This window comes from Rhodanobacter sp. C05 (assembly GCF_002001165.1).
GTDB lineage: Bacteria > Pseudomonadota > Gammaproteobacteria > Xanthomonadales > Rhodanobacteraceae > Rhodanobacter.
Genome location: NZ_MUNQ01000010.1, coordinates 253,578 through 277,686, shown reverse-complemented (window position 1 = coordinate 277,686; position 24,109 = coordinate 253,578). Strand labels below are relative to the sequence as shown.

15 protein-coding genes are annotated in these 24,109 nt (G+C 60.7%); 2 read left to right on the top strand and 13 right to left on the bottom strand.

All coding sequences use genetic code 11. The features are described from left to right. Nucleotides 1-6: 6 nt before the first annotated feature. The 10 genes from B0E51_RS11110 to B0E51_RS11060 all read right to left on the bottom strand — a co-directional run bounded on the left by B0E51_RS11110 (nt 7) and on the right by B0E51_RS11060 (nt 17,083). Nucleotides 7-2,400 carry a protease pro-enzyme activation domain-containing protein gene (locus B0E51_RS11110; protein WP_077444963.1) on the bottom strand — a complete coding sequence of 798 codons (2,394 nt, stop codon included), beginning with the start codon at nt 2,398-2,400 and terminating at the stop codon, nt 7-9. A 226-nt stretch (nt 2,401-2,626) separates the two neighbouring features. Then, nucleotides 2,627-2,890, bottom strand: coding sequence for a hypothetical protein (locus B0E51_RS11105; protein ID WP_143525880.1), 264 nt, complete (start codon nt 2,888-2,890; stop codon nt 2,627-2,629). An 84-nt stretch (nt 2,891-2,974) separates the two neighbouring features. Then, nucleotides 2,975-5,470: a protease pro-enzyme activation domain-containing protein gene (locus tag B0E51_RS11100; protein ID WP_077444961.1), complete on the bottom strand. Its 2,496-nt coding sequence runs from the start codon at nt 5,468-5,470 to the stop codon at nt 2,975-2,977. Nucleotides 5,471-6,531: 1,061 nt separating this feature from the next. Then, complete coding sequence (locus B0E51_RS11090; protein WP_077444959.1) at nt 6,532-9,027, bottom strand: protease pro-enzyme activation domain-containing protein; 2,496 nt, start codon at nt 9,025-9,027, stop codon at nt 6,532-6,534. 93 nt (nt 9,028-9,120) lie between these two features. Continuing rightward, a complete protein-coding gene (locus tag B0E51_RS11085) occupies nt 9,121-11,598 on the bottom strand; it encodes a protease pro-enzyme activation domain-containing protein (RefSeq protein WP_077444958.1) in 2,478 nt (825 codons plus the stop codon). A 494-nt stretch (nt 11,599-12,092) separates the two neighbouring features. After that, nucleotides 12,093-13,571 (bottom strand): integrase arm-type DNA-binding domain-containing protein, encoded by a 1,479-nt coding sequence (locus B0E51_RS11080; RefSeq protein ID WP_077444957.1) that lies wholly within the window; start codon nt 13,569-13,571, stop codon nt 12,093-12,095. A 12-nt stretch (nt 13,572-13,583) separates the two neighbouring features. Next, the gene (locus B0E51_RS11075; RefSeq protein WP_077444956.1) at nt 13,584-14,348 is read right to left on the bottom strand and encodes a glycosyltransferase family 2 protein; all 765 of its coding nucleotides are present in this window, start codon (nt 14,346-14,348) and stop codon (nt 13,584-13,586) included. Then, entirely contained in the window at nt 14,329-15,594 is a 1,266-nt protein-coding gene (locus B0E51_RS11070; protein WP_077444955.1) for an O-antigen ligase, read from the bottom strand. Before B0E51_RS11070 ends, B0E51_RS11075 begins: the two co-directional genes overlap by 20 nt. 74 nt (nt 15,595-15,668) lie before the next feature. Beyond that, entirely contained in the window at nt 15,669-16,796 is a 1,128-nt protein-coding gene (locus tag B0E51_RS11065; protein ID WP_077444954.1) for a glycosyltransferase, read from the bottom strand. 77 nt (nt 16,797-16,873) lie between these two features. Further along, on the bottom strand, nt 16,874-17,083 hold the full coding sequence (locus B0E51_RS11060; RefSeq protein WP_077444953.1) for a zinc-finger domain-containing protein: 210 nt from the start codon (nt 17,081-17,083) through the stop codon (nt 16,874-16,876). Between the two features lie 188 nt (nt 17,084-17,271). Between B0E51_RS11060 and B0E51_RS11055 the strand changes: the two genes are divergently transcribed. Further along, nucleotides 17,272-18,537: a Yip1 family protein gene (locus B0E51_RS11055; protein ID WP_077444952.1), complete on the top strand. Its 1,266-nt coding sequence runs from the start codon at nt 17,272-17,274 to the stop codon at nt 18,535-18,537. A 63-nt stretch (nt 18,538-18,600) separates the two neighbouring features. Here the strand turns inward: B0E51_RS11055 and B0E51_RS11050 are convergent, their stop codons facing one another. Beyond that, complete coding sequence (locus B0E51_RS11050) at nt 18,601-19,194, bottom strand: YceI family protein (RefSeq protein WP_077444951.1); 594 nt, start codon at nt 19,192-19,194, stop codon at nt 18,601-18,603. A gap of 52 nt (nt 19,195-19,246) precedes the next feature. Further along, nucleotides 19,247-19,840, bottom strand: a complete 594-nt coding sequence (locus B0E51_RS11045) for a malonic semialdehyde reductase (protein ID WP_077444950.1) — start codon at nt 19,838-19,840, stop codon at nt 19,247-19,249. Between the two features lie 135 nt (nt 19,841-19,975). On the opposite strand from B0E51_RS11045, the gene B0E51_RS11040 reads away from it, so the two are divergent. Next, entirely contained in the window at nt 19,976-20,953 is a 978-nt protein-coding gene (locus B0E51_RS11040) for a mitochondrial fission ELM1 family protein (protein ID WP_077444949.1), read from the top strand. 44 nt (nt 20,954-20,997) lie between these two features. On the opposite strand, the gene B0E51_RS11035 is transcribed toward B0E51_RS11040, so the two are convergent. Further along, on the bottom strand, nt 20,998-23,937 hold the full coding sequence (locus B0E51_RS11035) for a ligand-binding sensor domain-containing diguanylate cyclase (RefSeq protein ID WP_168172624.1): 2,940 nt from the start codon (nt 23,935-23,937) through the stop codon (nt 20,998-21,000). Nucleotides 23,938-24,109 lie beyond the last annotated feature (172 nt).

Below are 24,109 nucleotides of genomic sequence, written 5' to 3'. Positions count from 1 at the left end.
TAGCGATTACTTGACGGTAACTACAGTCGATGCCGCCGGCGGCGCGTTGTCGTATGCCCTCCAGGCGATCAACAGGTTGGTGGCATTCACCGAGCCCAGGCCGTTGGCAAAGCTCCAGCCCGGCTGGGCCGGGAAGGCCTTGTTGTTCGCCGTGTAACTGGTGGGTGCAGCGACAGTGCTGGTCAAGCCGACCTGTATATTGTTGTAGTCCACTGTTCCGTAGAAATAACAGTTGTTGGTGGTGAAGCTGTATGACGGTTGCTCCTCAATGCACTGCGTGGAGTTCGAGCCGCTGGTGACATTGTGGAATACGCAGCCGCTGGTTCCCGAGGTGCCATTGTTGGCGTTGCAGGTAGCCAGCGTGGCCGGTGGCGTACCGGTCGCACCGCCATATTCCTGTGCCGCCAGCGCATACAGCGTCGGTGCCGCATTGCCCTGGTCCATCGGCAGACCGCGCGCAGCCAGTCCCTGATCCATCAGCGCCTGGATGCCGGCGAACATCGGCGACGACAATGAGGTACCCGCCTCCAGTGCAGTCGCTCCTGTGAAGCCCGGTGCGCATGGATATTTTTCGGTGCAGAGGATCACCCAAGTGTGGTCACCCCACGACCCGCCGAACAGCGAGACATCGGGAACATCGCGCGACTGATCGTTCGCCGCGTTGTAGATCTGCCGCTGCCACGCCGGCTTCGCATCCACGGATGAGGGACCGCCGCTGCCGCCCTCGGATGTCAGGTAGTCACCCTGTGGGTCGTACTTCAGGTATTCCTGGCAGTACGCCACAGCACTGCTGAAACCCATCGCCGTCGCGGCGACGCCGTTGCCGCAGGACGTGTTCCACGGAATCTCCGGTACATACGACAAAGCCGAGCCGCCCACCACACTCGGCGTCGGTGCGAAGTACTGGCTGGTGGTGCCTTCGAGATAGTCGGCGAAGTCCGTGCCACCGACCACGGTGTCATGCGGCGAGGTGCCGAAGGAGTTGGCGTCGACCGCCGTGTTGCCATCATAGCCGTTGATGACGCCGCCATTGAAGCTCGGGTTGGAGCCGGAGTCACCGGAGGAGACGAATACCGAAATGCCCTCGGCATCGGCCTGCGCCCACATCATGTCGATACCCGTCTTGCTGGCGGGATCGGTAAAGTACTCGCCATAGCCGTAGCTGGCACTGATGATGTCCGGACGGCCGCTCGATTCATTGATCAGGTTGGTCGCCGCAACAAAGACACCACCAAAGAAGTTGGTGGTCGCGTAATAGAAGTTGCTGCCCTCGAAGTAATAGTCTGCGCAGGTAGCCACCTGGATGGTCGCGCCGGGTGCGATCGCGGTAGCCCATTCCGCATCGAGCACAGTCTCTGTGCCATCGTCGTTAAAACCATAAGCTACGGCCGGATCCACGCAGTTGTTCGGGCCACTGGGCGGCGCCGGATTGATCTGGCTGAACGTACCGCCGTACTGGCCAAGATTGAAGGTGCTGACGAAATTGGTCCAGTCCGCCGGCTCCATGTCGTCGTCCTCGACGACCGCAATGGTCACACCAGCGCCGGTGAGGCCGTTGCCGCGAATTGTCTTGATGTTGTAGATCGTGGACATGTCGTTCGGCACCAGACCGCGCAAGGCGCCCCCGTTGAACGAGACGGCTTGGCTGATCCCCCTCGGGGCCGTGGGTGTGGCGTCCTTGGCTGCAAAACCCTTCTTCGACGCATTCCATTGCGCGACCTTGGGCTTCTTGGCCAGAGGCTTCGCATGGAAGTCATTCAGGCCCATCACACCCGCCACCACGGGTGCCAACGCCGCCGGAATACTGATGTCGCTGGCATTGGACAGGTGCTTGACCGGGACCTGGGTGACTTTTCCAGTTGTCTTATCCTGAACTGTTTGACTTAGCGTGTAGACGTTTTCCTGGGTGTGGAACGCCGCATTCACCTGAGCGACCGTGCCGCTGAAATCGATCTGCGTCTTGTTCGGGTAGACGGTGTTGACGGTGAAGCCCTGCGCGGTCAGCCAGGATGTCACGGCGGCGATATCACTGACGTTCGCGCCAAACTCCTGACCGAACTCCTGCGGCGTCAGCCACTTCTGGAACTGCGCCGATTTGGGATTGTGCAGGCTGGCGATAGTCGTCTCCATCGCCGCCTGACGCGCCGCACTGGGCTTGAGTATCAGCTGCAGGTGATTCATCTTGACCGTGCCGGCCAGCGGGGTGCTCGACGTTGCGGCGGCAATGAATGCCAGATGGGTCTTCGGGATCGTGACCACGTTGGTATTGCTGACGGTCTGGGTGACCCGTGGCGCCTCACTGACACCTGCAGAAGCAATTGGCTGCGCCATCAGCATGGTGGACGCGCCGGCCAGTGCGGCGGCGATCGACGCACTGAGAAGGAAATAGCTTTGTTTCATGATGAAGCTCCTGTGTAAGTTGATCAAAAAGTTGATGGCGTAATTGCCATATCCACTTTGCGAACACCACTCACGACATCTGCTTGCATGCCTGCCACGCCCCAAATGACCGCTCTTTGCCCCCGCCTTCGGTTATCGTTGATCTGTACTCATTGAATCCCGTTGCATATACACATGACGCATTGCACTACTACCTCGGGTTATGCAGATCCCGGTTCTGCCCGAATCAAAAATTCATGAAAATCGCTCGACACTCGCCGATCGCCATGACCAGATGCACCCCATCGCCGAGCCGCTTGAGAGCTGCATACCCTTCAGCCTCGAACTTGATGGCAATACTTTCCTTAAGTTGGTGAGTGTGCGACTTGCTTTTTTTATCTGCAATTGCATTTACATTGAGGTGCATCGAAGGCTCAAGGCGCATTAATTTGCGAGCCTGATTGCAGATCGCCAATATTTTGCGAATATCGCAAGCCAGCTCCCGCGACACCCGATTTTATGTCGATCAATAAAAAAGCCCCTGGCCGTGTAGCCAGGGGCTTCCATCAAACATCACCTTTCAAGCGTTATTTCATTACGGTGCCGATGGTGCTGCCGGCGGAGCGCCTACGAAGGCACGCCAGGCGATCAGCAGGTTGGTGACATTCACCGAACCCAGACCAGCAGCAAAGCTCCAGCCCGGCTGGGCACTGAACGCCTTGTTCGTCGGGGTATAGCCGGTGGGGTTGGCATCGCTGGTGGTGAGGCCGATATTGACCGTCAACGTATTTGCAGTTCCTGCCGTACCATCAACAAGCAAGGTATTGTAGTAATAGCAATTCGGCGTCAAGAACGATTGCGCAGCGTACGTACCCGCACCCGTCTCACTGTAGCAGGCGGTGGAAATCGAACCGCTGGTTACATTGTGGAACACGCAGCCGCTCGTGCCGGTGGCGCCGTTGTTGGCATTGCAAGTGCTCAGGCTCGCCGAATTCGGTTGCGTGGCGCTACCGTACTCGTTGGCCGCCAGCGCATACAGCGTCGGTGCCGCATTGCCCTGATCCTGGTTCAGACCACGCGCCGCCAGACCCTGATCGATCAAGGCCTGGATGCCCGCAAACATCGGTGAAGCCAGCGACGTGCCGCCGCTGAGGCCGACGCCGCTCGGATTCGGATTTGCCGGCGTGCCGGCAGTGAAATCCGGGGTGCACACGTAGTACGCCGAGCACACTGCCACGAAAGTGTCATCGCCAAACGAGCCGGCGAACAACGACACATCCGGAAGGTCACGCGACTGGTCCGGCGCCGCGTTGTAGACCTGACGCTGCCACGCTGGCTTGCGATCGTACATTGACGGACCACCGCTGCCGGCTTCGGAGGTCTCCCAGGTGTACTGGTAGTACTGCAGATTGGTCGCCGTAGCGGGCGGATTCAGCGCATACCGCATGACGTCATTGCAGAAACCGATCACCTTGGCATAGCCCATCGACGTGGCTGCCACGCCGTTGCCGCACGACTCGTTCCACGGAATCTCCGGCACATAGGAGAGTGCCGACCCACCCACGACGCTCGGCGTGGCCGCAAAGTACTTGCTGGTGGTGCCATCGATGATGTCGGCCAGATCGGTACCGCCGACGCCCGTGTCGTTCGGCGAGGTCGCGAACGAGTTGGCATCGACTGCCGTATTGCCCGCGGCGCCGTTGATCAGGCCACCGTTGAAGCTCGGGTTGGAGCCGGAGTCACCGGTGGAGACAAACACCGAAATGCCTTCGGCATCAGCCTGCGCCCACATCAGGTCGATTCCCATCTTGCTGGCGCTGTCGGTAAATTGTTCGCCGAAGCCATAACTGGCGCTGATGATGTCAGGACGGCCGCTTGTTTCGTTGATCAGATTGGTCGCCGCGACAAAGACACCACCAAAGAAGTTGGAGGTCGCGTAATAGTAATTGCTGCCATCGAGGTAATAGTCCGCGCAGCTGGCAACCTGGATATTCGCGCCCGGCGCAATGGCTGTCGACCACTCTGCATCGAGCAAGGTTTCGCCATCGTCCTGGCCCGGGCCGTAGATCGTGTTCGGATCAGCGCAATTGTTGACGCCACTGCTCGGCGCCGGCTGGATCTGGTTGAAGGTGCCGCCGAACCTGGTCAGGTTGAAGGTGCTGGTGAAATTGGTCCAGTCCGCCGGAACCATGGAATCATCTTCGACCACCGCGATGGTGACGCCCGTACCCGTCACGCCATTGCCGCGGATCGTGCTGATCCCGTACATGGTCGCCATATCGTTCGGCACCAGGCCACGGATCACGCCCTGCGGGTTATTTCCGGCATAGCCCACGCTGATCGCCTGACTCTTGCCATTGGCCTTGCTCGAAGTCTTCGGTTGGCTGAGCACCAGGGCTTTCTTGGCGGCGTCCCACTTGCCGCCCTTGATCGGCCGGTTCATCGCCTTCGGGTGGAAATCGTTCAGGCCCATCACGCCGGCCACCACATCCTTCAGCGCCAGCGGGATGCTGATGTCGCCGGCGTTGGCAATGTGCTGTTCCTTGGCATTGCCGCCCTTGCCGAAGTTGTAGATGTTTTCCTGGGTATGGAAAGCTGCCTTCACCTGACCGACCGTGCCGCTGAAATCGATCTGGGTCTTGTTCGGGTACACGTTGTTGACGGTGAAGCCCTGCGCCTTAAGCCACGAGGTGACCGCGGCGATGTCGCTGTCGGCCACGCCATAGGATGCACCGAACTGCTCCGGGGTCAGCCACTGGTGGAAACTGGACGACTTCGGATTGTGCTGGTCGGCGATCAGGCTGGTCAGTGCGGCCTGACGCGCGGCGCTGGGCTTGAGCACCAGCTGCAGATGATTCATCTTGAAAGAATCGGCCAACTGCTTGCCCGGTGAAGTTGTCTCAACAAACTTGAGGTGCGTCTTCGCCAGCGGGGACACCTGCTGGTTGTTGATCGTCTGGGTGACGCGTGGCGCCTCACTGGCAGCAGCTGCCGTCACGAGATTGCCCGCAGCCATCGGCTGCGCCAGAACCGGTGCGCCAGCGAGCGCCGCTGCAATGGATGCGCTGAGAATGAAATAACCCTGCTTCATGGATATAGCCCCTTCCTGTAAGTTGGTCAAAAAGTTGATGGCGCGCTAGCCGGATCTACTTTGCGAACAGCACCTTGCGTGCAGAACCTACGCCCCTGCGACGGCTTGTGATTACCGTCTTCCATCCAGACACCGGGCATCAACGTCTACGTCCATGCCTGTTTCTGCCTCACCACAGCGCTTGATTGTGGTGCGACCCAGTGCTCAATCAACGAAGGGACTAATCCACCTGAATACGCGCCGCCAAATAAGCCCGGCACTCAATCAGCTGGTTAAATCTCTCTCCGATAACGCAACGGCATGTGCCCCTTACCCCAGCACTCTTGATACCCCGTTGTGCTCCGTCGAGTGTGCAACTCGGCATCGGTGTCTGCAATGGTATTTGCCAATAATCAGCGATTGGCCAAAACACTCAATTAACGTGATCAAATTCAAATTGTTGCAAGATTTCACGAAAATTGCGTGTCGTTGCAGCGTCGCATTCAAAGCGAAATTTATTACGAATTAAGACAGGCAATCCAAGTAAAATCAGTGTAAAACCGGCAACAGCTGGATCGATAAATCAACAATATCTTGCGATCCATAAGTGCATGGGGAAGCGAAATTCAAACAAGAATGAACAAAAGATAAACATAAGTGTATGGTTTCGAGCAGATACCAAGATGCAGGCACCGAACATCAATCTGGTCATAGATTGCGAGACACCTTCTGTTTGCCGACGGGTTTCCGGCGACGCAACTCGTTCTGCACGCCCATCATTCAACAAACTGCAGGGCAGGAATGAATGGCTGCATGGAGTCGGTAGGAACCTCGTGGAGTGACTGCGGACAGTTCACCCTCGCGGCATCATCACCCACGTTCGCTGCCAGACCTTCGCGCACGCCGGAGTAAGGCCTTTTGATTCGGTTCCGGCTGGACGCTTGATCACACAAGCATCTTCGCTTGAATCCGCCGTTCCCCTTCATCTCCGTTCCGCCGACTTCCGCGAAGAACCTGACGAAGCCTCTGGCTGCTACACAGCCAGGGGCTTCCATCAAGCATCGCATTCAAGCGTCATTTCATTACGGTGCCGATGATGCTGCCGGCGGAGCTCCCGCGTAGGCACGCCATGCAATCAGCAAGTTCGTGGCATTCACCGAACCCAGGCCCGATGCAAAGCTCCAGCCCGGCTGGGCACTGAACGCCTTGTTTGCCGGCGTATAGCTGGTGGGGTTGGCATCGCTGGTGGTGAGGCCGGCGTTGTACGTCAGTGTGTCGAAACCAGTGTTTTCGATGACGAACGAGTTGTAGTAGTAACAATTCGGCGTCGTGAACGTGTCCTCAGCGTACTGACCCGTGCCCGTATAGCTGAAACAGCCGGTGGAATTGGATCCACGGGTGATGTTGTGGAACACGCAGCCGCTGGTGCCTGCAGCGCCGTTGTTGGCGTTGCAGGCGCTCAAGCCAGCCGAATTGGGTTGCCCGGCACCGCCGTACTCGTTGGCTGCCAGCGCATACAGCGTCGGCGCTGCATTGCCCTGATCCAGGGGCATGCCACGTGCGGCCAGACCCTGATCGATCAACGCCTGGATGCCCGCGAACATCGGGGTGGACACCGAAGTACCACCGAGGAGATAGCCGACGCCGGCTGGATTCGGATTCGTTGGCGTGCCGGGCGTGAAGTCCGGCGTGCACGGGTAACCAGAAGAGCAAGTGGCCACGGCGGTGTCATTGCCAAACGAGCCGGCGAACAACGCCACGTCCGGAACGTCACGTGATTGGTCCGCTGCCGCGTTGTAGACCTGACGCTGCCAGGTCGGCTTGGGATCCACCGACGAGGGGCCACCGCCGCCGGCTAGCGAGGCTTGCCAGCTGTACTGCTGATACCCCAACGGAGTCAGCAGCGGGGCCGGATGCAGATAATAGGCCACGGCCGCATTGCAGAAGCTGACGACTGACGTATAGCCCATCGACGTGGCTGCCACGCCATTGCCACACGACTCGTTCCACGGAATCTCCGGTACATACGACAGCGCCGAACCGCCCACGACGCTCGGCGTCGCGGCGAAGTACTTGCTGGTGGTGCCATCGAGCATGTCGGCCAGATCGGTACCACCGACAGCAGTGACGTTCGGCGAGGTCGCAAGCGCGTTGGCATCCACCGCCGTATTGCCATAGGCGCCATTGATGGTTTCGGTCTGCCCGAATAGCGATGCGAAGCTCGGGTTGGAGCCTGAGTCGCCGGTGCCGACGAATACCGAAATACCTTCGGCATCGGCCTGTGTCCACATCAAGTCGATGGCAGTCTTGCTGGCGCTATCGGTGAAGAACTCGCCGTAGAAATTGGTGGCGCTGATGATGTCAGGACGGCCACTCGCTTCGTTGATCAGATTGTTCGCCGCGATGAAGACGCCGCCAAAGAAGTTGCTGGTCGTGAGGTTGTTATTGGCGTCAAAGTCCGCGCAGGCAGCCACCTGGATGTTGGCGCCCGGCGCGATGGCCGTCGCCCATTCGGCGTTAACTACGGTTTCTGAACTCTCAATTTGGTAGCCGCCGCCCTCCGTCACGTTCGCGTCGAGACAGTTGTTCGCCCCCGTGGACGGCGCCGGCTGAAACTGGGTGAACGTGCCGCCGTATTTGGCCAGGTTGAACGCGTTGGTGAAACTGGTCCAGTCATCCGCAGGCATGCCGGCACTTTCGACCAGCGCGATGGTGACCCCTTTGCCTGTCACGCCATTGCCGCGGATCGTCTTGATGCCATACATGGTCGCAAGATCGTTGGGCACCAAAACACGGAGGGTGTTCTGCGGATTTGATCCGTCCCGGTTCACGCTAATGGCCATGCTCTTGCCATCGGTCTTGCTGGAAACCGGCGTGGACACCAGGGACTTCTTGGTGGCGTCCCACTTGGCACCCTTGATCGTCCTAGCCATCGTCTTCGGGTGAAAATCGTTCAAGCCCATCACGCCAGCAACGACGTCCTTCAGCGCCACCGGAACGCTGATGTCGCCGGCGTTGGCGATGTGCTGTTCCTTCGCATTGCCGGTGCCGAAGTCGTAGATGTTTTCCTGAGTGTGGAAGGCCGCCTTCACCTGACCGGCGGTGCCACTGAAATCGATCTGGCTCTTGTTTGGATACACGTTGTTGACGGTGAAGCCCTGCACCTGCAGCCACGATGTAACCGCAGCGATGTCGCTATCCATCACGCCGTAGGATTCACCGAACTGCGTCGGGGTCAACCATTGGTTGAACCTGGGCGACTTCGGGTTGTGCTGGTCGGCGATCAGGCTGGCCAGGGCGGCCTGCCGCGCGGCGCTGGGCTTGAGCACCAATTGCAGGTGATTCATCTTGAACGAATCGGCCAGTGCTTTGGTCGGTGCACTCTTCTCAATGAACTTGAGGTGCGTCTTCGCAACCGGGAAAGCCAACTGGTTGTTGATCGTCTGGGTAACGCGCGGCGCCTCGCTGGCAACAGCTGCCGTCACGAAATTGCTTGCAACGACTGGTTGCGCAAGCACCGGTGCGCCGGCGAGCGCCGCCGCAATGGAAGCGCTGAGAATCAAATGCCCTTGCTTCATGGTGGATATAACCCCTTTCTATAAGTTGGTCGAAAAGTTGATGGTGATGAGCCAAGGGCTTCAATCAACCATCAACTTCCAGGCGTTGTTTCATTACGGTGCCGGCGGAGCGCCCACGAAAGCACGCCATGCGATCAACAGATTGGTGGCATTCACCGAACCCAGACCCGAGGCAAAGCTCCAGCCCGGCTGGGCACCGTATGCCTTGTTCGAAGGGGTATAGCTGGTGGGGTTGGCATCGATGGTAGTGAGGCCGACCTTGACTGCCAACGAATCACCAACTCCTGGCGTACCAATATAAGAGTAGGTGTTGTAGTAGTAACAATTGGGCGTGTCGGACGAGTACGCGGCGTAGATGCCCGTACCTTCCCAGCTGGTACAGCCAGTGGACGTCGAGCCGCGGGTGACATTGTGGAACACGCAGCCGCTGGTACCGTCGGCGCCGTTGCTGGCGTTACAGGCGCTCAGGGCCGCCGAATTGGGTTGACCCGCATTGCCGTACTCGTTGGCCGCCAGCGCATACAGCGTCGGTGCTGCATTGCCCTGATCCGGGGACAGGCCACGCATCGCCAGACCCTGATCGATCAACGCCTGGATGCCCGCGAACATCGGCGAGGACAACGACGTGCCTCCGGTGAGGCCGACGCCGCTCGGATTCTGGTCTGCTGTCGTGCCGGGCGTGAAGTTCGGAGTGCACACGTCGTACGCCGAGCACACCGCCACGAAGGTGTCATCGCCAAACGAACCGGCGAACAATGCAACGTCCGGAATGTCACGCGACTGGTCCGGTGCCGCGTTATAAACCATGCGTTGCCACACCGGCTTGCGATCGACCGTCGACGCGCCACCGCTGCCACCCTCCGAGGTATCCCAGCTGTACATGTAGTAGTACATCAGGCTGGTCGGCAGATTCGACTTGCTCTGGTAAAAGGCGAAAGCAGCATTGCAGAAGCCGACTGCCGAGGTGAAACCCATCGACGTGGCGGCCACACCGTTGCCACACGACTCGTTCCACGGAATCTCCGGCACATACGACAAGGCCGAGCCGCCCACGACGCTCGGCGTCGCCGCAAAGTACTTGCTGCTGGTGCCATCGAGGACATCGGCCAGATCGGTGCCACCGACGGCGGTGTCGTTCGGCGAGGTTGCGAACGCGTTCACATCGATCGAGGCGTTGCCGTACATGCCGTTGATCACGCTACCGTTGAAGTCCGGGTTGGAACCCGAATCGCCGGTGGAAACGAACACCGAAATACCTTCGGCATCGGCCTGCGCCCACATCAAGTCGATCGCAGCCTTGCTGGCGCTGTCGACCACTTGCTCACCGTAGCCGTAGCTGGTGCTGATGATGTCAGGACGGCTGCCGTTCGGGGCATTGACCAGGTTGTTTGCCGCCAGATACACGCCGCCAAAGTAGTTGCTGGTCGAGTAATCGCTGAGGTCCGCGGTGTAATCCGAGCAGTTGGCGACCCAGATGTTCGCACCCGGAGCAATGGCAGTAGCCCACTCGGCGTCGAGCACCGTTTCATCGGACTCGCCAAAGAATGACGGCGGAGTCACGCAATTGTTGGGGCCACTGGGAGCAGCCGGGTTGAACTGGGTGAACGTACCGTTGTACTGGGCCAGGTTGAACACGGTGGTGAAATTGGTCCAGTCCGCCGCATTCATGCCCTGGTCTTCAACCACCGCGATGGTGATCCCCTTACCCGTCACGCCATTGCCACGGATCGTCCTGATGCCGTACATGGTCGCCAGATCGTTGGGCACCAGGGCACGGATCGTGTCCTGCGGATTTTGTGAGGTACTCACGCTGATCGCCATGCTCTTGCCATTGGCGTTGCCGGAAGCCGGCGGCTGGCTGAGCACCATGCCTTTCTTGGTGGCGTCCCACTTGGCACCCTTGATCGGCTTGTTCATCGCCTTCGGGTGAAAATCGTTCAGGCCCATCACGCCGGCCACCACATCCTTCAGCGCCAGCGGAATGCTGATGTCGCCGGCATTGGCGATGTGCTGTTCCTTGGCGGCGCTGCCGATACCGACGCCGAGGTTGTAGATGTTTTCCTGGGTATGGAAGGCTGCCTTCACCTGACCGACCGTGCCGCTGAAATCGATCTGGGTCTTGTTCGGGTACACGTTGTTGACGGTGAAGCCCTGCGACTTCAGCCACGAGGTGACCGCGACGATGTCGCTGTCGGCCACGCCATAGGACTCACCGAACTGCTCCGGGGTCAGCCACTTGTGGAAACTGGACGACTTCGGATTGTGCTGGTCGGCGATCAGGCTGGCCAAGGCGGCCTGTCGCGCGGGGCTGGGCTTGAGCACCAGCTGCAGGTGATTCATCTTGAACGAATCGGCCAACTGCTTGCCCGGTGAAGTTGTCTCAACAAACTTGAGGTGCGTCTTCGCCAGCGGGGAAACCAGCTGGTTGTTGATCGTCTGGGTGACACGTGGCGCCTCGCTGGTACTGGCTGCCGTCACGAAATTGCTTGCAACCACTGGTTGCGCAAGCACCGGTGCGCCGGCGAGCGCCGCCGCAATGGCAGCGCTGAGAATGAAATAACCCTGCTTCATGGTGGATACAACCCCGTTGCGTAAGTTGGTCAAAAGTCGATGGCGCACTTGCTGGATCTATCTTGCGAACAGCACCTTGCCTGTACAGCGTTGCCACGTCCTGTGGCGTCTTGCACCGCTCAGGTAAATTCAACCCGGAAGGCAAAACATCCATACTTGTTCAATGCGCGTTGCACACACTCCTCCGGTCCTTGGCGGTATGGATCGCCAAAGAGCGCCAGCACACTGAACAAGATCTACGGCGGTATCCCCAGGACATTGCGGCTGCCGGCAAACACTCCCCCGACAATGCTTTGGAAACCATCCTGTCTTGAAGCCGTCTTTTCCCTGCCGTCGAGCCGAGTATTGACACCAGCACGGACGCGCGCAACCGAATGCGCTGATGGATTTCCCACTTTGGTAGATATCTACCAGCCGTTTAGCCGGCTATTTGAATGAGGCGAAACAACTTGCGCCAGCTTGCCGCAAGACACGTTCCATCAGACAGCCGTTTGCTATCCCTTGGCTTGCAGCCTGCCGGTCGGATGCATGTCCATAGCTGCATGCCAGCCCAGCTGGAAGCGCGTACGTATCCCGTAATGCTTCAAAAGCTCACCAACACGTCGATTGAGCGTCATCGCCGATATGTTCATTTCAGCGGCGATGGTTTTATCGTTGAGCCCTGCCGCCAACAAGGGAATCAACTGCTCCGCCGCCTTCGTCAAGCGAGAGGGGCAATGATTCGCATCCAGCGTCCCGGAAGTTTCCGTCACGAAGGGCGTTGCACGCTCCCAGACCAGATCAAAAAGCATGCACATTGCATCAAGCAAGGCAGACGGGCGGACCAGCAAGGCAGCGCCGCCCATATTGTCGGAATGTAAATTGATAAGACCAAGGCGCCGATCGACCACAAGCATCTTGAACGGAAGTACTGCGCAGGTTCTGGCCTCTTCGCCCATTTCTATCGAGTGCCGCAAACTCTCGATCGCACCTGGTAACTCAAGAAAGCTGGCGTCGGACACGACTTTTGCTTGCGTGCCTGGTAGCACCGGTTCCGAGTCGCGCGGAAAATAAAGTGGAGCACGTTGGAAACCAATGATTTCGTGCTTGACTGTCTTGAACAAGCGATCAACGACTTGGGCGAGTACGGCACCGCTGTTGATGACTTCCACCACTTGCTCACGTTCTTCCGCGCCCACGTTCAGCTTGGCCCGGCTCTTGAGTTCAGGTATGGCGAGTCGTGCCTTTTCAAGCGCCGATTGACGTTGATTGATCAGCGCTTCAACAGCGACTTCCGGCGGAACGGCGATATAGCGCGGTGGCCGTTCAGGTGAGTGTGATGCCAGTCCATAGGATTCAATAGCGTCAAGCAACCACTGCGCTTTGTCCGATGGCAGGCCAAGCACAGCGGCCACATCTTCCATCGTTGCCGTATGGTGCTCCAGGACAATGCAATAAGCCCGCTCTTCCAGTTCACTGATGCCAAGAGCCTCCAGCGATCTCGCTCCAGTAGGTGACGGCAACGCGACCCGTCCCTGCATAGGCGCCCTGGCCAGGGTCTCCGGGTCGATGATCTTGGCGCCGGCTACCTTTGCAATCTTTCGATGCTCGCCTGGATCGAGCCCGTCAGCCAGCATCAAACGAGCCGCATCGCGCTTCCCGCGAGCCTCCTTCAGACCGATTTCCGGGTAAGCCCCCAGTGACAGGCGTTTCTCTTTGCCACCGTAACGATATTTCAGCCGCCAAAGCTTGCTTCCCGACGGGGACACCTCCACGTACAGGCCGCCACCGTCATATAGACGCTGAGGCTTCTCGGCTACCTTGGCAGTACGTATTGCGGCGTGGGTCAAGGGCATATTGCACACTACCATTCTTGCGTTCTCGATGCCCCCAAGCATGCCCCAATCAATATCAAGCACCAATGCCGCCAAGCTGAAATCGCCTTCTGGCTCTTCGATTTTTTGAGGAATGGTTTTCGCTGCTCTCCTCGCCATGCGCGCTGCACATCAACGTGTTTCCCGACGACGCAACTCATACAGCTTGGCGTATTTCAGGAATGCATAGAACGCGTGGATCCGGGCGGCGATGAAGCCGGCCCAGCCCGAGCGGTAATGTCCGCGCAGCACGTAGTAGCGCAGGAAGGCCACTGCCGGATAGACCACCATGCGCAGACGCAACCAGGACACCATGCGCGGAGCCAGATCCGCCAGCTGCATGGTGGAATAGCGATTGGCCTTGGCAACTCGTCCGGCAATATCGGGTTCGCCGACATGATCGATCACTACGTCGAGCACTCCAATCGGGCCATCCACCAGCACCGCTTCATGTACCTGGTGATCGCTCATCCGCGCGTGCTGCCGGTCGAACAGCCGTACGTAATGATTGAGCCGGCTGCGCAATGACTGCCAGCGCCAGAACTGCCACTCGCGGCGCCACAGCTGATAGCCCGCATGGACTGGCGCCTGCAATGTCTGCTGCAGGATGGCGGCGCCCGCCGGCGTGAGCGACTCATCGGAGTCGAGCAACAACACCCACCGTTGGCTGGCCAGGTCGATCGCCGCCTGCTTCTGCGCGCTGTAGCCGGCAAATGGCTGGCTATGGATGCGTGCACCGTAGTGCGCGGCAATCGCCAGCGTGGCGTCGGTCGAACCCGAGTCCAGCACCACGATCTCGTCGGCCCAGGCCACCGAGTGCAGGCAGGCGTCGAGCGTGCCGGCGTTGTTCATCGTGGTCACCACGACCGACAACGGCTCACGCTGGCTCATCGTCATCTCCGACCACATAAAGCGCAGCACACCACAGGCCGAGCAGCCAGCCGAACAGCAGACCCCACCACGCCGAATAGAAGGCCAGATGGGTATTCAGCGGAAACAGCATCACACCAAGCGCCAGCGTCGCGGGAAATGCCCGCGTGCGCGCCGCGGCACCTACCACGCGCCAAGCGCGCCAGGCCAGCACGACGCCAGCCAGCCACAATGACAAACCGAGCCCACCGGTTTCGGTGAGTATCTCCAGCACCAGCTGATGCGGATGGCAGGCACCCTCACCCACACCACAGGACTCGTCGGTGAGGAAGTGATCGTTCGCCGGCGCATAGTGCGGATAGGCATAGCGGAAGCCGCGCACGCCGACGCCATTGACTGGATGCGCTGCGATCATCTTCATGCTGGTCTGCCAGATATCCAACCGACCAGTGAGTGCGCTATCGATGGATTGATCGGTGCCTTGCAAGGCAAGCAGGGTGCGATCCATCCGCATCTGGAAGCGTGTCGAGGTTTTCCAGGCGATACCGCCGGATAGCGCCAGCAGCAGCACGCCGATCACACAGAATCCGGCAAAGCGCAGTGGCGAGCGTGCCTCGCGCCAGGCAAAACCGAGCGCCACCAACGCGTAACTTGCCCAGGCCGCGCGCGAGCCTGCCAACAATACAGGCCCGAGCATCAGTACAAACGCAAGCAGCAAACCTGGCAAACCCCAGCGCCGTCGCGCCGCCCACAACGCAAACGGCGACAACACCGCCAGCGTCGGACCCAGCTTGAGGTCGGTGGCTCCGAAAATGCCGGAAACACGCTCAGCCTCGGCATGCCCGGCCACGCTCCAGCCAGTCAGCGCCTGCATCCAGGCATCCATGGTCCATAACGCGAGTACCAGCGCCACTGCCACATACAGCGCCTGCAACTTGTTGTCACGCCGGATCGCGAAGCACGCATACAGGCCAAGCGGTACGTAACGCAGCAGAGCCAGCACGGTGCCCCAGCTTTTGCCCGGCACCACCGAATCGAATGCCGACAACAGCGCGGCAGCTGCGTAGGCGCCCAGCAACCACAGCAGCAGGCGCGCGCCCGCATGCTGCTGCAGAGCCCGGGGCTCGCGCGCAAACAGCAGGATTACACCAAGCAGGCACAGGAACGTGCCCAGTTCGGAACTGCGCCCGAACGGCAGCAAGGCGACCACCAGCCAGTACGGCAGCAGCGGTGAACGCAGTGCTGCCTTGAGTGAGGTACCGAAAGAATTCATGCACGGATCGGGACGGAGGCGATCCCGCATTGTAGGCGACTGCGGATGCCGGCGACTCGGAACCCGCTACAAGCTCAGCTGCCGACCACTTCGTCGTAAAGCGCCAGCGTGGTCTGCTGCATGTCGATCAGCCGGTAGCTCTGCAGCGGCGAAATCGACGGCGCAACCCGCAACAACTCGGCAGCACGTTCCACCAGCCGTTCGCGATCCCCCGGCGGCACGCGTCCGGCCGGATACAACTCGGCCAGCAACTCACCGACACCACCATGTGCATAGCCAAGTACCGGCCGGCACAGGGACAATGCCTCGATCACGGTGCGTCCGAACGATTCGGGCTTGTTCGACAGCTGCAGCACCAGCGACGACACCGCATAGATATCCCGGATATCGCTGCGCGGCGGCGTCAGCACCACCTGCGTGGTCACCCCGCGCGTGCTGATCAACTCGCGCAGTTCCTTCACATAGGCCTCGCGACCTGGCTCGACCACGCCCAGCAGCAGCAAGCGTGCCTCGATTCCACGCCGTTTCAGGTCAGCCAGCAGCTCGATCGCGTCATGGTGACCCTTCAGGCGGGTGCCGCGTGCAGGCATGGTCAGCAACGGGGTGCCGGCCAGCGCCGGAAATTCCGCATAGAAAGCCTTCTGCCACGCGTCGTCCGGTCGGTGCCCGTACGGAAACGCCGCCGGATCGATGCCTCGCGGTATCACCTTTACCTTGCCCGGCTCCAGCCAGCGGTAATGGCTGAGCACGTAGTCGCGCACGGTCTGCGAAACCGCAATTACCCGCTCGCCACGCAACAGGATCGCACTGTAGCTGCCCGGCGAATTCAATCCGTGCACGGTCGTGATGAAATGCGGCCGCGGCGCCATCCCCTTCAACGCCCACCAACCCATCCAGGCCGGCAGCCGCGAGCGGGCATGCACGATGTCGGGCTTGAGCTCATGCAGCACCCGACGCAAGGCGCTGAGGCGGGTCAGCGTGCCCAGTGACTTGCGGCCCAGATCCAGCGTGATGTGCTCGCTGCCCTCGGCCAGCAGTTGCTCGGTCAATCGGCCGCCTGCCGAAATCACCACCGAACGATGACCCGCCTGCACCAGCGCGCGTGCAATCTCCAGCGCCGAGCGCTCCGCACCGCCCGAATGCAGCGCGGGGATCAACTGGACCACAGTCAGCAGCCTGGCGGGAACGACAATGCTGGACATGAGCTCTGGACTGGAGGCTTTCATTCCCTGAGGCAAGCAAAAACAATGCCGCCAGCCACCCGGAGAAAGTCAGCCGATCAGTCGCGCAGCACGTAATGCGCGCCACAGTAGGCACAGGTTGACTCGCCGCCGTCATCGACGATCGGCAGATAGACCTTCGGATGCGAATTCCACAGTTCCATGCCCGGCATCGGGCAAGACAACGGCAGGTCCTTGCGCGTCACTTCGTAACGATTTTCGGCATTTGCCGGCACCAGCGGCACGGCCGCGGAAAGGGGACGCGACATGGGTGAACTCCAGACTGGACATCAGGCCGCAAATGGTAGCAGGCTGCAGCCTTCTGCCGGGGGCGGAAGGGGCTCGTGGGGGGTCGGTGGCATCGGGCCGACTGGATTCAGGTGAACTTTGTCACGCACGGACACACATCCTCGTCCCCGACGCCCTGCGCCGGGGTTCACTCGTTCAGGAGCAAACCATGGACTTTGGAAAGATCATTGAACGCGTCAAGGCCATCTTGACGACACCCCAGACCGAATGGCCGGTTGCTGCAGCAGAACCGGCCACAGTCAGCGGGCTGTATAGCGGCTATATCGCGATCCTCGCGGCATTGCCGGCCATCGCCGGCTTCATCAAGGGCAGCCTGATCGGCAGCGGCTTTCTCGGCATCACCGTGCGCATGCCGATCGGTTTCGGCATCGGCGAGATGTTGTTGCGTTATGTGCTGACCCTGGTACTCGCCTATGTTGTCGCACTGATCATCAGTCTGTTGGCACCCAGTTTTGGCGGCCAGAAGGACACTACGCAAGGGTTGAAGACGGTCGCCTACGCCTGGACGGCCTACTGGGTCGCCGGCATTGCCGTGATCGTGCCCTGGCTGGGCTGGCTCATCGCGATTCTCGGCGGCATCTATTCGATCTACCTGCTCTACCTGGGCCTGCCGCACACCATGAAGTGCCCGCCGGACAAGGCTGCCGGCTACACCGCGGTGAGCGTGATCATCGCGATCGTGCTGGGCTGGATCGTCGGCATCGTCATCGGCTCGGTCTTCGCGGTTGCCGCGCTTGGCGGCGGCGCCATGAGCGGCATGAATATCACCAGCAGTGACGGCAGCAGCGTCAGCGTCGACAGCAATAGTGCGCTCGGCAAACTGGCGGCGATGGGCCAGCAGGCGGCGCAGGCCGGCAAGGATCTCGACGCTGCGCAGAAATCCGGCGACAGCAACGCACAGCAGGCCGCGATGGGCAAGATGATGGGCGCCGTATCCGGGACCAACGGCAGCGTCGAAGCGCTCTCTCCGGATCAGATCAAGGCCTTCCTGCCCGACAGCCTGGGCAACCTCAAGCGCACCAGCATCTCGGCCCAGCGCAACAACGCGATGGGCATGCAGGTTTCCGATGCCACCGCCGAATACAGCAGCGACGGCGGCCAGCACATCACGCTGGAGGTCACGGATACCGGTGGTGCCAAGGGATTTGTGGCGATGGCCGCCGCAATGGCGCCGGAGGAAGAGAAACAGACCGACCACGGCTACGAGAAGACTTCCACGTCCAATGGCAACATCGTGCACGAGGCGTGGGACACCCAGTCCAAATCCGGCGAGTACAGCATGGTGCTCGGCCAGCGTTTCACGGTCAAGGCAAACGGCAACGCCGACAGCATCGATCAATTGAAGCAGGCGGTAGCCACCATCGACCTGAGCAAGCTGGAATCGCTGAAGGATGCGGGCGTGAAATCCAACTGATCCAGTTGGTATCCGTCATAAAAAAACCGCGCCATGCCGACGCGGTTTTTTTACTTCAGAAATTTACTGTGCCGCGTCGTTTTTCGGCACCGCACCTTCGGTAGTGATGCGGATCTTGATCTCGTCGCTGACGTTCGGCACATAGGCGCCGACACCGAAATCTTTCCGCATCAGTGTCGCGGTGGCATCGAAGCCAATCGCCTGGGCCTTGGTCATCGGATGCGGACCCACCTTGTTCAGCGTGGCATCAAGCACCACCGACTTGGTCACGCCATGCACGGTCAGGTCGCCAGTGACCTTGAACTTGTGGCCACCCAGCGGCTGCACCTTGGTGCTCTTGAACGTCACTGTCGGGTACTTGTCGGCATCGAAGAAATCGGCTTCCTTCAGGTGCTTGTCGAGTGCCGGCACATGAGTGTCGAGGTTCGCCAGCGGCAAGGTCACCTCCACACTGGACTGGTCCGGATGCTGCTCATCGAACACCAGCGTGCCGTCGCCCAGGCCCAAATCAGCGACCGGGTTGGAATAACCGAAATGGTTCCAGCTGAACAGCACCATGGTATGGCCAGGATCCAGTTTGTAGGTGACCGGTGCAGCCTGCACCGATACAGCGGCGCCGAGCAGCCCGGCGAGTACGAGATATTTCAGTGCGCGCATGGAAGTGACTCCTTGGGGAAATGAGGATGCAGGATTAGTTTCAGGGGATTTTTCAAGCAATCGTGCAGGCTTCGTCAAACGTGAGGCGGGGACTGCGTGGAAACAGATTACGGCTGGCATCGCCGTAACCGATGCTGATCAGGAAATTCGACTTGACCGCGGTGTCGGCGAAGAATGCCGCATCCACGCCGGCCTGGTCATAACCGGACATCGGACCGCAATCGAGTCCAAGCGCGCGCGCCGCCATCAGCACGTAGGCACCTTGCAGGGTCGCATTGCGAAATGCGGTGGTGTCGATCAAGGGCTGATTGCCGACGAACCAGCTGCGCGCATCGGCGTGTGGAAACAGCTTCGGCAGATGCTCGTAGAACTCATGGTCGGTGGCGATGATCGCCGTCACCGGCGCTTCCATCGTCTTGGCGCGGTTGCCCTCGGACAGGAACGGCTCCAACTTTGCCTTGGCCTCCTTCGACTTCACAAACACCACGCGCATCGGCGATGCGTTTGCACTGGTTGGACCAAACTTGGCCAGTTCATAAAGCTGATGCAGCTGTTCATCGCTCACGTCTTTCGGCAGCCACGCATTGAACGTGCGGGCGTTGCGGAACAACTGGTCGAGGCTGGCCTCGGAAAGCGACTCGCTCATGGGTATCCTCTGTTGCATCGACGCGCCGACATGGCGCCAAGGCTTGCAAGTGTATAGGCGGGCGCGCACCAACAGATCACGACTTGGGGAACGTACTGTGTTGATCAGGGAAACAATGCCTCGCCACCTGCGCTCATGCTGAAGCTTCATGGCGAATGCTGGGTGATCACGGACGACGCCGCCGGCAACCAGCGGCAGGCACTGGCGCTGGCCGAATATCTGAAGATGCCCCTGCGCCATCTGATCCTGGAGCCACTGGCGCCATGGTCATGGCTGGCGCCGCACCTGACTCTCGGAGGACAGTACAGCCTGCCTGCTGGCCAGCGTTCGCTATTCACGCCACCTTGGCCTGGCGTGGCGATCGGCTGTGGCCGCGCCGCAGCCCTGTTCACCCGCCTGCTTCGTCAGCTGTCCCACGGGCAGTGCCATACCGTGCAGATCCTCGATCCGCGCATCGATCCCGCACACTGGGATACGGTGATCGCGCCACGACATGACCAGGTCGATGGCGCCAATGTGCTGCAACCACTCGGCTCATTGAATCCGGTGGACGACGCATGGCTGGTCGACGGCCGCGAATCCTGCCCGCAGTTTGCCGAACTGCCGCAGCCGCGCGTCGGTGTGCTGCTTGGCGGCCCACGCAAGGGTATGACCCTGGATGCCGGCTACGCCCACCGGCTTGCCGCTCACCTGCTGGGCCGCCAGCAGCATGAAGGCGGCAGCCTGCTGGTGCTCGCCTCGCGACGCACCCCATCCACATTGATCGATGTCTTCCGTCAGAGCTTGCAAGGAGTCCCCGGTCTGGTCTGGGCCGGTCACGATGATGGCCGCAATCCTTATCCGGGCGTGCTCGGCTGGGCCGATCGTCTCGTCGTCACGCCCGATTCGGTGAACATGCTCAGCGAAGCCTGTGCCGTCGGCTGCCCGGTGCAAACCTTTGTCATCGGATCGCTGCCGCCGAAACTCGCGCGCTTTCACCGTTCGTTGCGGGACGCAGGGCTGCTGCAGGATCTCGACGCGGCCATACCAAGTCCGCGTGTACCACCCTTGCGCGAAACCGCCCTGATCGCAGCTGAATTGCGCGAACGGATCCTGCAGCAGGGAACGAACTGAACGCAACGCCGGTCAAGCTATTCCGCACAGTCCGGCGAGCTGCTTCATGGCACTTCGCGCACCCAGCGCAGCTGACCCGTCGCCAGCAGCGCGTCGAGTTGCGATGCGAACGGAGTAGTCAGGATTTCCGCAGACAACGGCCTGGCGGCGACCAGCCCGACGCAGTTGTTGCGCCCATCCTGCTTGGCCCGATACAGGGCAAGATCGGCCAGCTCCAGCGCAGCGTCGAATGTCGCGCTATCGGCATGCATGGCGAGTGGATGCAGACTGAAACCGATCGAACAAGTCAACCGGATCTTGCCGCCGCGACCATCCGTGAAATCCTGGATGGCGATATCCCGGCGCAAACGCTCCGCAATACTCAACGCACCAGCAGCATCGACGCCGGACAGCAGCAGCAGAAACTCCTCCCCGCCCCAACGCACGGTGATATCGCTGCCGCGTCGTGCGGCCGTAAGCAGACGGCCAAGCGCGCGCAAGACCGCATCACCCGCCGCATGACCGTAGCCATCGTTGACCTGCTTGAAATAATCGATATCGATCTGCAGCACGCCGGTGCACTCGTCACCGGAAAGCACGTCGGGCAGCCGCGCCAGCAAGTAGCGTCGGTTATGCAGCGAGGTCAAGGCATCGGTATGACTCTCCTCGGCCAGTGCGAGGTTAGCCACGCGCAACCTTTCGATGGCGCGTGCAAGCTGCTCGGTGCGCTGCGTGACCTGCGCTTCCAGCCGGGCATTGCGACGACGTTGTGTGCGCAAGCTCCACCCGACCAGCAGGGCGATCACCAGGCACAGCAACAGGACCGCCACAGCACGCACCAGCACCCGCTCATACCAGTGCGGCTCGACCTGGATCGCCAGATCCGCCTCGGAGCCGAACACGGTGCCGCCGGAAAGCGCAGCAGCGACACGGAAGCGGTATTTGCCCGGCGGCAGATGTGTATAGAACGCGGTGCGCCGGGCACCCACGTCCTGCCAACCCGCGTCATAACCCTCCAGCTGGTAGTGGAAGCGCACGGATCCCATGCGCAGATAGGGGGCGGTGTAATGAATCGCCAGGTCACGCGCGCCCTGGCGAAGATCAAAGGACTCGCCGGAGAACAGGTTGCCCTCATGCTCGATGGACTGGACCATCGCGCGCGGCGGCTTCGGCTGCGCACCGAGGGCGCGCGTATCCAGCCCGAGCGCGCCGTCAGTCGTGCTGTACCAGATCTCATCGCCGACGATCAGACTGCGCGCACCGGCCCCGCCGTTGCAGCAGTGCGTATTGTGCAGACTGGTGGCGCGCTCTTCGCCGGCAAGTAGTTGCGGCACCAGCTGCTGCACGGGCATGCCCGGCAGCGGTAGTTGCGCGAGCGGCAGCCGCCATGCGCCGGCGATCGAGCCGACGTAGAGCTCGCCATCGAGCATGTCGAGGGTCCAGGCATTGTCGCTGGGCAAACCATCCTGCTGAGTGATCATGCGCAGCTGCCCGTTCACCATGACACCGATGCCGGCATCGGTGGTGGCCACCCCAAGCATGCCGGGAGCCAGCATCGCCACGCGGGAGACGAAGTGGCCGCGCAGAGGTTCGGCCCAGGCGGGTTCACTCAGCTTGCCGTCGCGCCACTCGCGCATACCATCCTCGGTGCCCAGATACAGGTGATCCGGCGCCAACGGCAATATCGAGCGGATGGTTGCCGCGGCTACCGACGTTCCTGGGTCGGCACGGCTGAGGACACCCTCATGCCAGCGATAGAGCCCCCCAGAGGTGCCGATCCAGATGTCATCATCCGTCGATTCGCGTACATCGTTGATCTGCCAGCTGGCCAGTGCCGCCAAGGCGGGTGGAGTCACGTCGCGGCCATGCTCATATACCGCGATGCCGGCACGGGTGCCAATCCACAGCCGGCCTCGATGGTCGTAATAGAGCTCGTATGCAGACGGGTTCGGCAGCGCTTTGCCGGCGATCAACGGCTGCACGTGCTTGCCATCGAAAATTTCCACATCGGAATTGGTGCCGATCACGATACCGCCCTGTGGTGCACGCACGACGCTCCATACCAGTGAATCGGCCAGTCCGTCGCGCAATGACACGCGGCGCGTCCAGCCGTTCCAAACCCGGTACAGGCCTCCGATGTGGGTGCCCATCCACAGATTGCCGGCGTGATCCTCATACAACGCCTGAATCCACGGGTGATGCGCGATATCGCTGTCGTCCGCCTGCTCCAGGGTGGCATCGGGCAGGCGCCGATACAGGGCTGGCACCGTGCCGATCCACAACACGCCATCGCGGTCGGTCAGAAGACTTTCAATCGACGTGGTATCCAGATCCGGGCTCAGCCCGGAAGGGACGATGCGATTCCCGTCCACGCGCATCAGTCCGAAGTGCGTCCCCAGCCACAGATTGCCCCGGGTGCTCGCCATCTTGGTGATGGCTGCCGGCTGCTGGCCTGTGCTGCCTTGCTGCATGCATGTCGCGGCCGGCGGATCCAATTCGGCGGCGAGATGACATAGGCGCCCCAAGCCGCCAATCCACCACCCGCTGCCATCGCGCAACAAGCTGTAGGCCGGACCGCTGTAACCGCGCACCGGCACGATCCGGCCATTCCGCACACGTGCCAGCCCCTGCGACGTGGCCAACAGTGGAGTGCCGTCACCTGCATCGATGATCGCATTGACTGCATTGCCGCCCATCGCGGTGAAACGACCATCGTGCTCGAGCAGCAGACCGTGTATCCCACCGAACCAGACCTGTCCCAGCGGATCCGCCCAGGTCGCCGAGAGCATGCTGGTATCGATGCCGGTACCGGCTCGGTCAAACGTGACGAATTGCGCACCATCGAAACGCGCCACGGCGGTCTGCGTGTCGACCCATAGAAAGCCTGCGCGATCCTGGGCAATGCCGAGGATGGTGATTTGCGGCAGACCCTGCTCGACGCTCCAGTGATCCAGGACGAAGGCATGGATCGGAGTCTGCGGATCCAATGCAACGGCTGACCGCATACCGAATATGCAGCTCAGTATCGTGAACAGGACCGCGTACAACCTTCGTGCCATGTTCCCCCTTGCTGACACGCCACCCTCCCGGAGCGACGCAGCTGGCTTGCGTCGATCTTGCCCTGTTGGTGAGGTGCCATACAAGCGTTGCCGCGGGCAGTTCTACCTACGCCGCCAG

Coding starts and splice junctions, on each gene's coding strand:
- B0E51_RS11110 (WP_077444963.1), bottom strand. CDS start 2,400: ATGAAACAAAGCTATTTCCTTCTCAGTGCGTCGATCGCCGCCGCACTG.
- B0E51_RS11100 (WP_077444961.1), bottom strand. CDS start 5,470: ATGAAGCAGGGTTATTTCATTCTCAGCGCATCCATTGCAGCGGCGCTC.
- B0E51_RS11090 (WP_077444959.1), bottom strand. CDS start 9,027: ATGAAGCAAGGGCATTTGATTCTCAGCGCTTCCATTGCGGCGGCGCTC.
- B0E51_RS11085 (WP_077444958.1), bottom strand. CDS start 11,598: ATGAAGCAGGGTTATTTCATTCTCAGCGCTGCCATTGCGGCGGCGCTC.
- B0E51_RS11080 (WP_077444957.1), bottom strand. CDS start 13,571: ATGGCGAGGAGAGCAGCGAAAACCATTCCTCAAAAAATCGAAGAGCCA.
- B0E51_RS11075 (WP_077444956.1), bottom strand. CDS start 14,348: ATGACGATGAGCCAGCGTGAGCCGTTGTCGGTCGTGGTGACCACGATG.
- B0E51_RS11070 (WP_077444955.1), bottom strand. CDS start 15,594: ATGAATTCTTTCGGTACCTCACTCAAGGCAGCACTGCGTTCACCGCTG.
- B0E51_RS11065 (WP_077444954.1), bottom strand. CDS start 16,796: ATGTCCAGCATTGTCGTTCCCGCCAGGCTGCTGACTGTGGTCCAGTTG.
- B0E51_RS11060 (WP_077444953.1), bottom strand. CDS start 17,083: ATGTCGCGTCCCCTTTCCGCGGCCGTGCCGCTGGTGCCGGCAAATGCC.
- B0E51_RS11055 (WP_077444952.1), top strand. CDS start 17,272: ATGGACTTTGGAAAGATCATTGAACGCGTCAAGGCCATCTTGACGACA.
- B0E51_RS11050 (WP_077444951.1), bottom strand. CDS start 19,194: ATGCGCGCACTGAAATATCTCGTACTCGCCGGGCTGCTCGGCGCCGCT.
- B0E51_RS11045 (WP_077444950.1), bottom strand. CDS start 19,840: ATGAGCGAGTCGCTTTCCGAGGCCAGCCTCGACCAGTTGTTCCGCAAC.
- B0E51_RS11040 (WP_077444949.1), top strand. CDS start 19,976: ATGCTGAAGCTTCATGGCGAATGCTGGGTGATCACGGACGACGCCGCC.
- B0E51_RS11035 (WP_168172624.1), bottom strand. CDS start 23,937: ATGCGGTCAGCCGTTGCATTGGATCCGCAGACTCCGATCCATGCCTTC.